At 62.3% G+C, this 15,474-nt stretch carries 10 protein-coding genes; 4 read left to right on the plus strand and 6 right to left on the minus strand.

What is annotated here, in order from left to right; all coding sequences use genetic code 11:
• Positions 1-158: 158 nt before the first annotated feature.
• The 3 genes from NKI96_RS04120 to NKI96_RS04130 all read right to left on the minus strand — a co-directional run bounded on the left by NKI96_RS04120 (position 159) and on the right by NKI96_RS04130 (position 7,808).
• Positions 159-5,207 carry an autotransporter outer membrane beta-barrel domain-containing protein gene (locus NKI96_RS04120; protein WP_352803028.1) on the minus strand — a complete coding sequence of 1,683 codons (5,049 nt, stop codon included), beginning with the start codon at positions 5,205-5,207 and terminating at the stop codon, positions 159-161.
• Positions 5,208-5,528: 321 nt separating this feature from the next.
• Positions 5,529-5,822, minus strand: coding sequence for a hypothetical protein (locus NKI96_RS04125; RefSeq protein WP_023704064.1), 294 nt, complete (start codon positions 5,820-5,822; stop codon positions 5,529-5,531).
• 192 nt (positions 5,823-6,014) lie between these two features.
• Positions 6,015-7,808 carry a PAS domain S-box protein gene (locus NKI96_RS04130; protein ID WP_352769003.1) on the minus strand — a complete coding sequence of 598 codons (1,794 nt, stop codon included), beginning with the start codon at positions 7,806-7,808 and terminating at the stop codon, positions 6,015-6,017.
• Between the two features lie 153 nt (positions 7,809-7,961).
• Here NKI96_RS04130 and NKI96_RS04135 point away from each other — a divergent pair, with 153 nt between their 5' ends.
• On the plus strand, positions 7,962-8,330 hold the full coding sequence (locus NKI96_RS04135; protein WP_352769006.1) for a response regulator: 369 nt from the start codon (positions 7,962-7,964) through the stop codon (positions 8,328-8,330).
• Between the two features lie 418 nt (positions 8,331-8,748).
• Here the strand turns inward: NKI96_RS04135 and NKI96_RS04140 are convergent, their stop codons facing one another.
• Together NKI96_RS04140 and NKI96_RS04145 are read right to left on the minus strand one after the other, a co-directional pair.
• A complete protein-coding gene (locus NKI96_RS04140) occupies positions 8,749-8,907 on the minus strand; it encodes a hypothetical protein (RefSeq protein WP_023726519.1) in 159 nt (52 codons plus the stop codon).
• A gap of 130 nt (positions 8,908-9,037) precedes the next feature.
• Positions 9,038-11,038, minus strand: a complete 2,001-nt coding sequence (locus NKI96_RS04145) for an AI-2E family transporter (protein ID WP_352803030.1) — start codon at positions 11,036-11,038, stop codon at positions 9,038-9,040.
• A gap of 185 nt (positions 11,039-11,223) precedes the next feature.
• Between NKI96_RS04145 and NKI96_RS04150 the strand changes: the two genes are divergently transcribed.
• Both NKI96_RS04150 and NKI96_RS04155 read left to right on the plus strand, forming a co-directional pair.
• A complete protein-coding gene (locus tag NKI96_RS04150; protein WP_023686482.1) occupies positions 11,224-11,457 on the plus strand; it encodes a hypothetical protein in 234 nt (77 codons plus the stop codon).
• 238 nt (positions 11,458-11,695) lie between these two features.
• Entirely contained in the window at positions 11,696-12,736 is a 1,041-nt protein-coding gene (locus NKI96_RS04155; RefSeq protein WP_352762566.1) for an aminopeptidase, read from the plus strand.
• Between the two features lie 29 nt (positions 12,737-12,765).
• On the opposite strand, the gene NKI96_RS04160 is transcribed toward NKI96_RS04155, so the two are convergent.
• A complete protein-coding gene (locus NKI96_RS04160) occupies positions 12,766-13,905 on the minus strand; it encodes an ROK family transcriptional regulator (RefSeq protein ID WP_352666739.1) in 1,140 nt (379 codons plus the stop codon).
• A gap of 211 nt (positions 13,906-14,116) precedes the next feature.
• On the opposite strand from NKI96_RS04160, the gene NKI96_RS04165 reads away from it, so the two are divergent.
• Positions 14,117-15,382 carry an ABC transporter substrate-binding protein gene (locus tag NKI96_RS04165; protein WP_352666736.1) on the plus strand — a complete coding sequence of 422 codons (1,266 nt, stop codon included), beginning with the start codon at positions 14,117-14,119 and terminating at the stop codon, positions 15,380-15,382.
• Positions 15,383-15,474: the final 92 nt, after the last annotated feature.

Genomic DNA, 15,474 nt, shown 5'->3' on the forward strand with positions numbered 1-15,474 from the left:
AGCGCCAGGGTGCTTCGGATTCGAGCCTGGTACTTGATGCCGGCAGCCGGTAAGGAAACGTCCGAGGGCCGACGAGCCGGGTGGCCCGCAAGTCCGGATCCATAACCGTGCCGGACACGACGCTCAAGCCAAGGTCGACATGTCCATCTCGATCGCCGCTACCATTTCACAGCGAACCCGAGCTTGGCGCCCAGGGCGTGGCTATCGCCAAAATCCTTGAGGCTTGTCCGCGCTGTTCCTTCTCCGAAGACGGCGTAGCGACCGTCCGCCCAGCTCAGCGAGCCACCAAGGCCGACACCGCCCCACAGCGCCTGATTTTCGCTGACCAGTTTCGTGCCAGACACATCGACATCATTTCCGTCGAGGAAGTCGTAGTAAAGGTTGCCGAGCCCGTAAATGTGCGTGCGGCTGACTTGCCCCGCATCGTCCACCCACTGGTCTTCATAGTCCGCGGAGAGGCCGAGCCGGCCGACGAGGCTGTTGCTGCTGCCGGGCGACACGACGGCGCCAAACGGGTCGGTGAACGTGTCGAAGTCGACCGAGGAATAGGCAAGCTGGGCCTGCGGCGTCAGCGACCAGTTGCCGTTGAGGGCGATCTTCTGTCCGGTCTCGACGCTCAGTCCGTAGCCGAAACCGTTGTTGCCGTCCGCAAGCGTGGTGCCCAGCGTGGCCGACCGGATGTCACTGTCATACCATGTCGCCTCGGCCTGCGCGTCGACGTAGAAGCCACCGCTGCCGAACCAGGTGAGCGTGCTGCCGACGCCGTAGCCGGTGGCAGCGATCGACCCTGCCCCGAAGATCGAGGAGACGTCCGACGACGCGGTTCCGTAGTGGGCCGTAATCCCTCCGATCAGGGTACCGGCGTCGCTTTCGTGCAGCAGGCCATCGACGCCGGCCTGCAGCTTCCAGGTGGTCACATCATAGTTCGTGCCGGAGGTCGACGTCTCCGGCTTGATCTCGGCATGGGCAGCTTCGATGCGCGCCCATATCGCCTTGCCGTCGACCGAGCCCTGGCCTGGCAGGTCCGCACCTTGCGGCGTAGCACCCTCGCCCCACGACCGATTGCCAATGCGTTGCTGCATGGTGCCCAGTTCATTGAACGCCTGCAGCACCCCTTCATAGGCCTCGTACAGCGGCACGCCGGGCGAATAGAGCGGCTGCGGATCGGGATCGCCGTTGACCAGGGCCGAGCGCAGATACCAATCGCCATCGGCCGGTGTGCTGACGCCGCCTTGGTAAAGCCTGTAGGCATAGGCGCCCGCGACGACCGCTGCATCGCCTTCGAAGGTATAATTGCCGTCGAGCGAGAAGCTGCCGTTCGAGACGCCGCCGACGTCGACGATCTTGATGCCTCCGACCGTTTGGGCGCCCGACCCGCCGAAATTGACGACCTGAAGGGTACCCGTCCCTGACGTGTTGCCGGCGATCACCAGCATGTCTGTCGGCGAACCGTCACCACCGAGCGCAGCGTTGAGAACGACGGCGCCGCTATTGCCGACATAGTCGCCGCTTACGGTAAGTGTGTCGCCTGGGACGCCACCCGCGATGCGCACCGTTCCGGCGTTGCTCAGCCCCGCAATCGTCTGGGACGTGCCGGCAAGATCGAGCGTGGCGCCCGAGGCGACGGAAAACTGCGAGGAGGAACTGAACGCGTTCGCAGCGCCCGCGGCAAGCGTGCCGCCGCTGACCGTAGTGGCGCCGGTAAAGCCTGAGTTGTCCAACGCAAGCAGCAGCGTGCCTTGGCCGTCCTTGATGAACGTACCGGCGCCCGAGAACACGCCGGCATAGCTGGCGGAGGCGACTTGGTCGAATGTGAAGGAGGCGCCGGCGCCGATCGCGACATCGCCACCGAAGCGCTCGGCTGCCGAGACGAGGCCGCCTTGATTGACGGTCCAGTCCAGCAGCGACGTGCCTGACAGCGTCAGCACGCCGGCGCCATCCTTCATCATTGCGCCGGTGCCGGAGATATCGCCGGCGAAGCTGGCGTCCGCCGCCTGGTCGAACACGACAGTGCCGGAATTGCCGATGTCGCCACGAATCGAGGTTGCATCGCCGACCAGCGTGCCAGCGCTGACCAACGTGTTGCCGCCATAGCTGTTCGTTCCCGTAAGCGTCAGCGTGCCGGCGCCGGTCTTGGCAAGGCTGCCAGCGCCAGAGATCGCACCGGACAAGGTCAGGTCGGCCACAGTGTCGAAGGTGCCGCCGGCCGACGAAAGCGTGACGTCGCGCGCCGAGCTGAACGCCGCTGTGTTGCGCAGCGTCCCGCCGGAGAGCGTTAGGCCGCCAGCGGCAACGCCGAGATTGTTGTCGGCTGAAACAGATAGCACGCCGCCCAGGACGGTGGTGCCGCCCGTGTAGGTGTTGGCGCCGGACAGCACCAGCGTGCCCGCATCGGTCTTGGTCAGGCTGCTGGTCCCGGTTAGCACGGAGGCGATGGTGGCGGTGTAACCTGCTCCGGCCACCGTGCCGTCGCCGACCCGAATGATGCTCTCGCCGCCAGCGCCATCAAGCGTGATGGCGTCGCCTTCGATGCGGTAGCCATCGGCGGCGAATTGCATGCCCGTAATCGCAAGCGCGCCGGCGCTGCCGTCGGCGATGACGGTGCCGCCGAGCGTCTGGAAGATGGCGAAGCCGGGCTGCGGCTTCATCGCGCCAGTTACCAGGCCGGTGCTCGTCGTCCAGTTCAGGCTTGTCGCCGTCCACGTGCCGTTGCCGCCGTCGACCAGATCATTGTTGGCATTGCCGGCCGCGTCACCATCCCAGAAGAGCAAGTCGGTGCCGACGCTGCTGACGAGATTGACCTGGTTGGCGACGGAGGTCTGCACCGTCAGGTCGGCGGCCGTGACACCGGCCGGCAGATTGCCGAGCTCGAGACCATTGTCGGTGAGTGCGCCGCCATAATTGATTAGCCGGTAGACGCCAGGCCCGAAGCCGCCGACATCGGTGATGTTGAGGCTGCCGTCCAGCGTCAGCGCGCCGGTCACCTCGATCAGGTCGTTGACACCGCCGCCGACAATGCCCGCCTGGCCGAGCTCGTAGTCGAGCATAGAACCGGAGCTCAGGCTGAGCGATCCGACCGTAAGCGTGCCAGGGCTGGACCCCGGCGCCAGCACACCGCCATCGGCGACGATCACCGCGCCGCCGATCGAGCCGGAGCCGCCCAGCGTGCCGCCGCTGTTGACCGTCGTTTCGGTGCTGCCGAGCGAGCCCTCGACGATAAGCTTGCCGCTGTCGACGGTGGTGCGGCCGGAATAGTTACTGTCGCCCTTGAGCACCAGGGTGCCGGCGCCCTCCTTGTAGACGCCGCCCACGCCGCTCAGCTCGCCATTGGCGGTCAGCGTCGTACCCGCCGCCGCGCGGAAGTAGCCATAGGCGGAAGTGAGGTTGACATCGCGGCTCATGGCGAAGCTTGCTGTCGTGCCGAGTTCGCCGCCGTCGAGTGTCAGCAGGCCCGTCGCGGCACCCAGATTCTGGTCCGACGCGACCGAGATGCTTTTGCCGGTCCCGACCTTCGTGCCGCCGCTGTGGGTGTTGGCACCGGTCAGCGTCAGCGTGCCGAAGCCTTCGATGTCGACGCTGCCCGAGCCGGAGATATTTCCGCCGAAGGTGTGGGGGCCGAGGTCGAGAAACGAGACAGCGCCGTTGTCCAGGATGTCGCCACGGATCGCCACGGTGTTGCCGGCAAGCGTTCCTGCATTGACGATGTTGCCACCCGTATAGCTGTTGGACAAATTGGTGACGTTGAGGGTGCCGGCGCCGCTCTTGACCAGTGTGCCGGTGCCGGTCACCTGGCCTGACACGTCCAACTGCGTGCCTGCCACCGTGTCGAACCCGCCGGTCGAATTGATCAGGACATTGCGATTGGTGGCGAAGCTGGTGGTCGTGCGCAACGTGCCGCCGTCGAAGGTCAAGCCGCCCGAGAGGGCGCCCAGATTGTCATTGTTCGAAATCTGCAGGATCCCGCCGGACAAGGTCCAAGGCGTGACGGCAGTTGTCGTCCCCGTTAGGGTCCAGGTGCTGTTTCCGGTTTTCTCGTAGAACCCAAACCCGTCATATTTGGCGCCAGCGCCGATCTGCGACACACCGAAACTGGCGCTGATATCGCCACCCAGCTTGAATGTATCCGCGGCGCTGAAAGCGACCACATTGCCTGCGATGGTGGAGCCGGCCTGAATCTCCAGCGAATTGACGCCGCCGGTGAACTGGATGGCTTTGCCGGCTGCCGGCGTTCCGCCACCGGTGCCGACGGCACCGCCGCTGATCGTACCCGCATTGATGACCGCGATGTTGGCGCCCTTGATCCCTGCGGCGCCATCGCCGCCTGCCAAGGAGCCCTGACCGCCACTGCCGCCAACGATCGTCGCACCTAGCTTGTTGATGACGGTTCCACCTGAAAGCAGCAGAACAGCGGCGCCACCGTCCCCACCGCCGCCGAGAACTGTTCTTCCACCGGCACCCCCGAGCAGATTCCCGCTGTTCTGGATTGTCCCGCCGCCCATCAGGACGATGGCAGCTGCGCCGCCGCCACCACCTGCTTGGACCCCAATTGTGGAGAGACTCGTGCCGCCGGTAACGCTGCCGCCCGCCTCTACAAACACGTTTGCGGACGAGAATATGCCGACGCCGCCACCACCGCTGCCGCTGTTGCCATTGGTCCCACCTCGGCCGCCAGTGCCACCACTCACCGATCCTGTGCCAGTGACTGTAACGTCGGCCGTGGCACTGACGCCCACACCGCCACCGCCACCGCCGCCGCTCCTGACGACGCCATTCGTGCCAGGGGAGCCCAAAGCGCCGGCCCCGCCGCTGATGCTGGTTGCAATGGTCCCGTCTGTCGAGATGACCAGACCCGTAGCACCAGTGGCACCGGCAACGCCATTTGGGTTGTTGGCTGTCCCACTTACCGCTCCCGATCCTCCTGGCGCCCCGTCACCCGTCGTGAGGTCAATGCCGCCACCACCGCCACCAGCGGTCGCGCCATTGGCGGCATTCTGACCCGAGGCACTCGCGAGCGCGCCGTCAACGCCACCTTGTCCAGCGCCTGCGCTGCTACCATTGCCGCCATCGGCCCGAGCCGGCGCGGCGCTCAGCGCAAGGGCAACAGTTAGGATCATCAAGGCGGAAGTGCTGGAGCGAAGCGACACGACTTGCGGCAAGCGCGCGAGATGCAAAACCCAAAACCCATCACGCGCAATCCGCTCCGCCATGCCTAAGCTTCCTGATTCCTGAGTGCGCGAAGGCAGCATGAAAGCTATTCGCCCGCAAGAGGTTTATAGTCATGAGAGCTACCAAGAAGCTAACGGTGATCAGTAAAATGAAGTCTGCGACTTTTGAGCGACAGAAAGTAGTCAATATTAGATATAGCTTATTAAACAGAGACCTTACGGAATCGCGAGAACAATCTCGCTGCATCAATTTATGCGGAAACGTTCGGACCTCCTGGGCTCCAGCCGATCCCATCGGGCGGAGGTGAGTTTCGCCTCTACGGGGGCGATGAGGCGCTAGGCTGCCCCTTGGGCGACCCCTCACTATCCTGCAAGAAGTGATTCTGTAATCGACTCCCACTCTGCGTCTAGCTTGCCAGTTGCCACAGGCTGCCCGGCGCGGCGGTACCAGTAGGCTGCATTAGAAAGGTCGCCTTCTTTGCGGTGCAGATAGGCATGAACCCATACAGAGGCCGGATCAGATTCGTTGGCCTGCACACACTCATGCGCCCGCTCCCAATCGCCCTGTCTATCCCACCATAGAGCGTGGAGCGCCATCCCAAGATTCGCCGGGGGCTCTACTCCCTGAAGGGTCGCACGGAACTCGTCGATGTCCATAGTTACCTCGCCTCTGGCTACGCCGGTCCTGTCCCGTTCCGTGCAACGAAATGCGCCCTCTGCCGGTGATTTGCTCTGTCGACTTTAGCAATGGCTCTGGCGATCTTTAGCGGAAACGGGGTTTCCGCTCGACGAAGGCCGCATCAAGGGCTTCCAATTGACGAATGCTCGTCGCCGGGCTGCTTCGTGCTTCTAAGCTTCATGGACGGCAGAAGCTGCCACGGAAGCCAAAGGCGCTTCCAAGCTCCATGTTATGCCATGCGGACCGTGTTCAAGATTTCCCTGCCCACTGACCGCTGCGGGCGCAACCCGCTTCAGCACGACGGTTCCAAAGCCACCTTGTCCGACAGTCTGAACCTGCGGACCGTCGGATTCGGCCCAGGTGAGGTGAAAGAGCCTCGAAGCACCGGAACCGGTGATGCCCCATGTGACCGAAATCCGGCCCTTGTCCCCTGAGAGCACGCCGTATTTGGCCGAGTTGGTCGCCAGTTCGTGGAAGGCAATCCCGAGATACTGAACTGCGTTGGGACTGAGCACCAATGATGGGCCCGACATTTCGATCACATCCCCCCGCGGGAAAGGCTCGACCTGGGCCGCCAAGAGGTCGCTGATCGTGGCACCCTTCCAATCCGCCGATACAAGCAGGTCGTGAGATCGTGACAACGCCATGATGCGCTCGCGCACCTGGGTTTCAAATTGTTTTGGCGTCTCCGATCGCTTGTTGGTCTCCCGGATCATCGACAGGATGACCGAATACTGGTTTTTCACCCGGTGGTTGACCTCGCGCATCAGCATGCGGATGCGATACTCATTCTCCTTCGTCGACGTGATGTCTCGCGCTATCTTCGATGCGCCGGTGATCTGCCCAGTTGCGTTACGCACGGGCGATATCGTCAGCGAAACCGGAACCAGGCTGCCATCCTTGCGCTGGCGGGTCGTTTCGAATGGTTCGACGCGTTCGCCGCGGCGAATGCGTCGGAGGATGCGGGGTTCCTCGTCCTGATGGTCTTCGGGGATCAGCATGGTCACCGACCTGCCAATCGCTTCGTCGGCGGTATAGCCGAAAAGCCGTTCGGCGCCCTGGTTCCAGCTTTTTATGATGGTGTTGAGATCCTTGCTGACGATAGCGTCAAATGAGGATTCCACGATCGCCGACAGGTGCTGCCTGGTTTCTTCCGCGCGTTGGCGGTCCGTCAGGTCCAGCAGCATGTTGACGGCGCCAATCAGAGCGCCGTGCTCGTCCCGCAGCGGTGTCGGGTAGGGCAGGAACGGAAAAAACGATCCATCGGGACGCTGCGCAACAGCTTGCTGATTGCGGACCGGCCTATTCTCCTTGAGCGCGATGGCCATCGGGCATTCATCGTGCGGCAATTCCTTGCCGTCGGCAGTGAACAGCTTGAACGTCACGCACCATTTATCCTTGCCGATTTCAGGCTCCCTGCCTGCCAGATCGGCCGCGGCGCGGTTGTAGTAGGTGATCGTCCCATCCTGATCGGTCGTGTAAATGGCGACGGGTAGGCCGTCGAGTATCTGGTGATAGGTACTGTCATGCTGCCTGAGCTCCGAGCGGGTGTGTACCAAGTCGGTTACATCGACCGTGAAGCACCGGGTGTTGATCAGCTTGCCGTCCCGGAAATGTCCGCTTGAGGTGACTTCGACGTGCTTGATCGATCCATCGCTGGCCCTCAATCGCGCCGGATATCTTACGATCTTCTCGCCATTGGCAAGGCGACCCAAAATGTCCTCTATGACGTCCCGGTCGGGATAGAACTCGGCGATGTGGCAACCGAGGTAGTCCTCTGCGGGATAGCCGAGAAGGTCGAGCTCAGCCTGGTTGGCATGCACGATCACGCCGTTTGCGTTCACCAGATGGAGGGCAACGGCGCCGTTTTCGAAGAAATCCTTGTAATCGAAATCCAGACTGTCATTGCTGGACACTCCCGGGTTTTCGAAGGCGACAACAGTCGCCTGTGTTGCTTCATGCATCCCAAACACCTTGTCCAGTCCAACCAAATATAATGCGGCTTGGATCAGTTGGTTCCCATTGCTCGCGATCTCGACCCGCTGCGTACGGGAACCGGACCCGAAGGGTCGTAGCCTCGACTCGTCTTCCATCTACAAACGTGCGATCATCCGCGCATGGGCAAACCCTTGGTCCTTGTCGTCGACGACGAAGCCTTGATAGCACTGGATATGGAGTCCACTCTTTCGGAGGCGGGCTTTGCCGTGGCATTGGCGGCGACATGTTCCCAGGCGAAACGTTTTCTTGCGGACCATACCCCCGCCGCAGCGATCCTGGACGTCAGGCTGTCGGACGGCGAGGCTGTTGACGCGGCAAAAACCTTGGCAGGGCGGGCGGTTCCTTTCATCGTCTATTCCGGCCTGGGGATCGAGGAAACCCCCGAAGCGTTCTCGTCTGGCGTAAGAGTGATGAAACCAGCCGGACCTGCAGAGGTGGTCCGGGCTCTCAAAGCGATGACCGCCGGGCAGCATAAGGCGACGGGATAGCCGTGCTCTGAGCACCTTTGGTCTAAATTAGCCAGGCGCTGCCGGAGCAGCTGCCGCGCCTCACGGAGCAGCGAATTGCGGCCGGTGCCGATCAGGCGAACAAGTTCGCGCCCGTGATCCTCGGTGATGCCGGTCTCCCTGGCAATTGACAGCACCAGTGCTTCTTCCCTTCCACTTTCTTAGGGTCGTGCCTTGCCCGTGCTGATCATGCCTTCTCCATCGGCTCAACGCCAAGATCTGCGAGAGACTCATTCCTCGACGCACGGTCAACCTCGCTGTGCCGCGTTTGAACGGCAGAGATAGCGGCTTAGTGCGTTGCGAGGATCGATCCTGGCACAGCCAAGTGGCCGGTCCGTTCGCACGATAATGCGCCCCGCGCGCCAGCATGGGCCAGATCGACCGGACAGATTGAGCAGTCCTATGTCTCTCCGAACTCGGTTTCGTTTCTTGACGTCGGGTGCCGCTCGTAGTCAACGGGCGGCGGCAGGAGCACGACTTCGGTCTCCTTGCGGCCGAACTCTCTGCCGATCTGGAACGCTGCATAGATCGCGCCAAGGCGGATAAGGAATCTAAGCATGGGGGGTCTCCTTCGATGTTAGGAACCGCAAGGCCGCGAGATTGTTCCATGGCTTGCGAGTGGGGGACGATCTTGCCGTCTCACCAGGCATTCCAGCGCCGGCGCGGCAATCTGAGACATGGCGGTGCGGCTAGGCTGTTGCGGCCGTTGCCTGGGCCGGGATCCGTTTTCGAGGGGCCGGACGGCGTCGATCGCGGCGTTTCGAAACGACTTTGAGGGGAACGGCCGGCGCTGGAGAAAGTGCGCCAAGCACAGCGTTGACCATGCCGTGCGCTACGAAATCGGCGCTGATGTCGGCGGCCAAAGCTTGCCTTTCTTGCCCGACATCGCCCTGCTCCGCGTCTGACCAGAACACAATCCCAATTCTCAAACCTGCCTTGGCGCGCTTCAGTCTGCGGACCAGAAAGCGGGCATGCTTGAGCGAATCCCGGTTCAGGAAACCGACCACGACGGTGTCGATCGCCTCTAGTTCGAGACGACGAATACCTGCCGGCTCCATATCGACAAAACTGGCCTTCGCCACCGTAGCACCTTGCACCTCCAGCACCTGAGCGAGCATGGCGGCAGCGGCATCGTCGAGTTCGCCGCGACCGCCGGCACAAAGCACCGACATGTCCTTGCCGTCGGGCAGCTCGATCTCTTCCTCTTCGACGCCATCTGTTTCCTTGCTCGCGCTCCCTTCCGAGATGGTTGTCGGCGCATCTTCCTCGCTTGCCTCTTCCTGTGCATCGTCGGCAAGATTTGCCACAAGAATTTGGGCGCTCGCCGCCACCTGCCTTCGCTGTTGATCGCCCATCACGCCACGCATGCGGTCCTGCTCGCCCAACAGGAGAGCAGGAATGGCGACCGTGTCGTAGAAATCGATCAGGTACTTCTCCTCGAGGATCTCCTCGGCATGGTCAGTTGCCTCGTCGGGATCGCCGGCCAGGAGCCGTTGATAGAGCCGGGCGTGAGCTTCAAGGACGGGCTCGTTGCCAAACAGGACGTCGAGAAATTCGAACTGCGGAACATGTCGCCCGAGGACGACGAGGCAAACTGTCAGCGGCGTCGAAAGGACCAGGCCGAGCGGCCCCCACAACCATGTCCAGAAAATTGCCGCAACGATGATTGCCAAAGGAGAAAGTCCCGTGCGCGAGCCATAGAGCCACGGTTCGATGACGTTGCCGGTTACCAATTCCATGACGACAAACAGTGCGGCGGTCCACAGCACCAGCGACCAGCCGGGCGCAACCGCCAAGGCCAGAAACAAGGGCAGCAGCATGCCGATAACAGGGCCGATATAGGGAACGAAGCGCAGCGCCAGTGCCAGCAACCCCCACAGCAGCGCGTTGGGAATGCCGAGCACCCAAAGGCCAATCGCGATTGGTATCGCGTAGACGATATTGACCACCAATTGCATGATCAGATAGCGGCCAACCCGTTTGCCGGCATCCTGCAATGCCTGCGTTGTGCGATGGAGGTCGCCATAGCCGACGAGGCGGATAAACCGGTCGCGCAGATCCTCGCGCTCAAGCAACATGAAGATGACGACGATGATGATCAGGCCAGCTGATGCCAGCGGGCTGATCAACGGTCCGATGATGTTCTGCAATACCTCCAGAGGTCTCTCGCGGGCGACGATCTCGACGGGAACAGGCTCGCGCCGGGGCTTGTCGGCCGCAGGCGGCGCCACATCCTGCTTGTCGATCTCCTGACCGACACGCTCGATCACCCCGCTCAGCCTGGCAATTATGCCGCCACCAACGCCCGTCTCCTTGAGGGAACGCACCTTGGTCAGAATGTTTGTCTGGTAGACGGAAATGTTCTGAGCAAGCTCGCTTACCTGGGTCGCAACAATGAAGCTGAACAGGCCCAGGGCCGCGAATGCGCCAATCACGCTCAGAAGCACTGCGGGCAGCCGAGGCAAGCCGACACGCTTCAGTGCGGAGACCATCGGCACCAGAGCAAAGGTCAAAAGCAGCGCGATGGCAATGGGAAGGAACACCTCACGACCGAAATACAGCGCAGCTACTGTCGTGACGATGGTTGCCACGGTAGGCAGAGCTGTGCGCGGATGGGCATTGCCTGCCGCAAGAATCCGTCCTAGCCCCCCCTCGGACGATGAGATGTCGTTTCGACGATTGGCAGCCACGTGATTCCCCCCGTTTCCTAGCGATAGTTAGACCCATTCGCCTGCCGGGCAATGTTTAGCAGGGCCGAATACATACGTTTTGCGGTTTTGCGCCCTGGGCGCTGTGCTCTGACGGTTCAGTCGATATCGTCGGAGCCGCAAATCTGTGGTAAAGCCGCCGCCCAACCAACCAAAGGACGACATCTGTGAGCGAACCGACTGTGGCCGAAGCGACCGAAAGTATCTATGCCTCGCTGCGGGCGGACAATGCCGACATCGACGCCCATATCGCGACGCTCAAGGCTGCGCTGACACGAGAGGGCGCAAAACAGGCGGTGTTCGATCCGGCCAAATTGGCCCAGAACAACCGCTCGGGCCGTAAGTTGATGCAGGCTTATTTTCGCCAGCGCGGCGTGAGCGTGAAGTTTTCGGACCAGTAGCGCGCGGCAGCTTGGGGGAACCGCGTCTCGACGGACGGTCCGTATCTCGCCCGCTCCGCCCTGCGGTGGACTTTCGTCAATCCTAGGCGAATGCCCGCATTGCCCCTGCCCAGGTCGGTGTCACCCCCTGCCCCTGCAGCTCTTGACGGAAACCGGTGCCTCCTGTTTGAGGGGGGACCAGGACGTTGCTGCATGGGGAGATGGGCAAGGTGGGCAAACAGTGAAGCGCGTTCTTCGGATGCTTGCCGCGGTCGTCATGGCGTCCGGGGCGACCGGCTGCACGAGCATTTCCTACTACGCGCAGTCGTTGCAGGGTCACGCGCAGATCATGGCCGCCCGCAAAAATATTGGAAAACTCATCCGTGATCCTTCGACGCCCGAGGCATTGCGCGCCAAATTGACGTCGGCCAGCGCCATAAGACGGTTTGCGACAGATGAGCTGGCATTGCCCGAAAACAGCAGCTACCGCAGCTATGTCGACATCCATCGCGATGCCGTGACCTGGGCCGTTTTTGCCGCGCCGCAATTCTCGCTTGCGCCACGAACATGGTGCTTTCCGGTCTTCGGCTGCGTTCCATACAGGGGCTATTTCTCCCGGAAATCCGCGACTGAGAACGCAGTCGAACTTCAAAGACAGGGGCTGGACGTCTATGTCTCGGGCGTCACCGCCTATTCCACGCTTGGCTGGTCGAGTGACCCGCTACTGAGCACCATGCTGCGTCAGGACGACACCTATCTCGCCAGCCTTGTTTTTCATGAGCTGGCGCATCAGCGCCTCTATGTGGATGGCGATTCCGCATTCAACGAGGCGTTCGCCGTTGCCGTCGAAACCAGCGGCGTCAGGAAATGGCTCCGCGCCGCCGGCGACCGGGCCGGATTGCGCCGATACGAAGCCGACCGCAAGCGCAGCGCCGATTTTCTTGGACTGGTGGCGAAGACGCGCGACGAGCTAAGGCAGGTCTATGGTAGTCCCCGCACCCCGGAAAAGATGGCGACTGCCAAGGCAGCCGCGATCGAGAGGATGCGGGCGCGCTATCGGCGGATGCGCGACAGGCACTGGGCGGGATACCGGGGATACGACGCCTGGTTCGCTGCCCCGATCAACAACGCCAAGCTCGCCGCAACTTCTGTCTACGGTGAACAGGTTCCGGCCTTTCTTCGCTTGTTCGACCTGTGTTCCGGCGACTATCCGAGGTTTTACGCTTCTGTCCGGCGGATCGCGGATTTGCCCAAATCGTCCCGCGCCGAAGCGCTCAAGGCTGCCGACACGTGCAATTGACTTGAACAAGCACAGGCAGGTCCTGACGATCACCCCAGCGACAGTTCCTTCGTCTGGTGTCTCAAAACGAGGCCGACCGCGCCCAGCAAGGCATCGTTCTCGGTGTGCCTGCCAACGATGATGCGCGTGCGCAGCGCGGGAGCGACATCCCGGGACTTGATCAGCGTGTGGCGTTCATAGGACGCGATCAGCGGCGTCAACAGAATGTCCCCTGCCAAAGCCATGTGGCCGCCGATGATGATAAGCGGCGGATTGAGCACCGAGCCGATCAGGCCGAGACCCCGGCCGGCGATCTCGGCGGTATCCTCGATCATCCGCAACGCCCTGACGTCGCCCTGCTCGGCCATGGCGATGACATCGTCCATGGTGACTTGCCGCCCAACGACACGCGAAATCTGTTCCAGCGGCCGGGTAAAACTCGCGTAGAGCTCCAGGCATCCGCGATTGCCGCAGCGGCAAAGGTCGCCGCCGGGATCGATGCTGATGTGCCCGAATTCGCCGGCGCCGCCGGCGACGCCCGTCACCAGCCGGCCATGCTGGACAATGGCGCCGCCGACACCCAGATCGATCTTGAACAGCACGAAATCGTCCTGGCCGACGGCCGCACCCCACATCAGCTCGGCAATGGCCGCGCAGTTGCTCTCATTGTCGGCGAAGATCGGCTGTTCCAGGACGGGTCCGAACACATCTCGTATGTTGACGCCGGCCCATGTTGGAACCATGCTTGCGCGCAGCACCACTCCATCGCGGCTGACAGGGCCGGAGACGGAGACACCAACCCCCAGGAGCCCCGCTACCGGCAGACCGTTTTCCCTGTAGGATTGGGCAATCGCCGATTTGACCGCCTGGGCCGCCTGTTGCGGCTGGTAGTCCAGCGCCATTGGAATATTTTGTTCGGCAATGACGGAATGCGAGACATCGGCGACGATGAGCCGTATCTGCTGAAGAGCCAGGTGAATGCCGACGCAGGTGCCCGCTGTCGGATTGAGCGTCACCGCCGCGGCTGGCCTGCCGATGCCTCTGATGCCGTCGCGGCTGGTCGGGGCTTCGATCACCATTCCAGACTTTTTCAAGCCGTTAAGCGCGGTTGACACCGTCGAGCGCGCCAGACCGGTGGCGCGTGCGATCTGCAACGCCGAGAGTGCGCCGCGCTCGCTCAGGCAGCGCACGATCATGCTCTCCGGCGACGCGGAGGGTCTGTCGATCAGCCAGGTTCTAAGCGAAGGTTTTGTCATAGCTCAACATAAACATCGTTGACTGATAGCTCCAATATGTCATCTTGGAAAGAACTCGAGATTGACGCATCTCGCCGGCGGCGGCTTCAAACCGCGGCCATAAGCGGTCGAGACGAACCGTGCAACACGATATGGGAGTGAAACGATGAAGTCCGTCATGACCGCGCTTGCGGCCGCTGCTGCGTGCACATTTTTCGCCGGAACAGCCTTCGCCGAGCCCAAGACCAACCTTTTGCACCAATGGGCGACCGGATCGGACGCCCAGGCGATCGCCAAGCTCGGCGAGATGTTCACGGCCAAGGGCGGCAAATGGGAACAGACCTCGATTGCCGGCCACACCGCCAATACGCTGGCCAAGCTGCGCGCCGACGTGATCGCCGGCAATGCCCCGCCTGCCGTGCAGCTCAAAGGCCCTGAGATCGCCGAATGGAACGAGACCGGCATGACCGCCGATCTCGACGAGTTGGCGGCCTCGGAAGGGTGGGAGAAAGTGGTGGCGCCGGAATTGCTTCCGGTGATGAAGCCGACCGGCAAATGGGTCGCCGCACCCATGAACATCCACCGCATCAACTGGCTCTGGGCCTCGCCCAAGGTCATGCAAGCGTCCGGCGTGGCGGAAATGCCGAAGACCTGGGCCGAGTTCAATGCCGCCTGCGACAAGATCGTCGCCACAGGCAAGATCTGCATCTCGCATTCGACCGCCGACTGGACGGATTCGACGGTGTTCGAGGTCGTGCTCTACGGCCAGGACATCGATCTCTACCGCAAGGCCTTCGTCGAAGGCGATGTCGAGTCCATGCGCAGCCCGGGGATGGTCAAGGCCTTCACGCAGATGCGCCTGATGACGAGCAGGTACATGGATCCGGGCATGGTCGGCCGCGACTGGGATTCGATGTCGGCGCTGGTCGGCAAGGGCGACGCGGCGTTCCACATCATGGGCGACTGGACGATCGGCCTTTTGACCGCCGCCGGCTTCAAGGAAGGCACCGACTATGTCTGCGCCCAGGCGCCGACCGATTGGGGCAAACCCGGCTTCATCCTCAACTCGGACTCGGTCGTGTTCTTCAAGCAGAAGGACCAGGATTACATCGACGGCCAGAAGCTGCTGGCCAGCCTGATCCTGTCGCCCGACTTCCAGACGGTCTTCAACCAGGCCAAGGGCTCGATCCCCGCACGCCTGGATATCGATCTGTCGAAGGGCTTCAATCCGTGCCAGCAGCTCTCGCAGAAGGATCTCCAGGCTTCGATCAAGGACGGCACACTGGTCCGCTCGATGGCCCACAACATGACCATCCCGCAGAAGATGCGCGGCGCGATCATGGACTCCATTACCGAGTTCGTGGCGACGCCGGACATGTCGCCGGAGGATGGCGCCAACGCGATGGCCGACGCGGCGGAAGCACAGAAATAGATGGCAATGGCCGGGCGCCATCCGCACCCGGCCATCCGCCATCCCGGTCCCGCGCTCCGCCAGTCCTGTGCTCTGCCAATCTCCGTGCTCTG

It is taken from the genome of Mesorhizobium sp. M0292 (genome assembly GCF_040321695.1).
Taxonomy (GTDB): domain Bacteria; phylum Pseudomonadota; class Alphaproteobacteria; order Rhizobiales; family Rhizobiaceae; genus Mesorhizobium.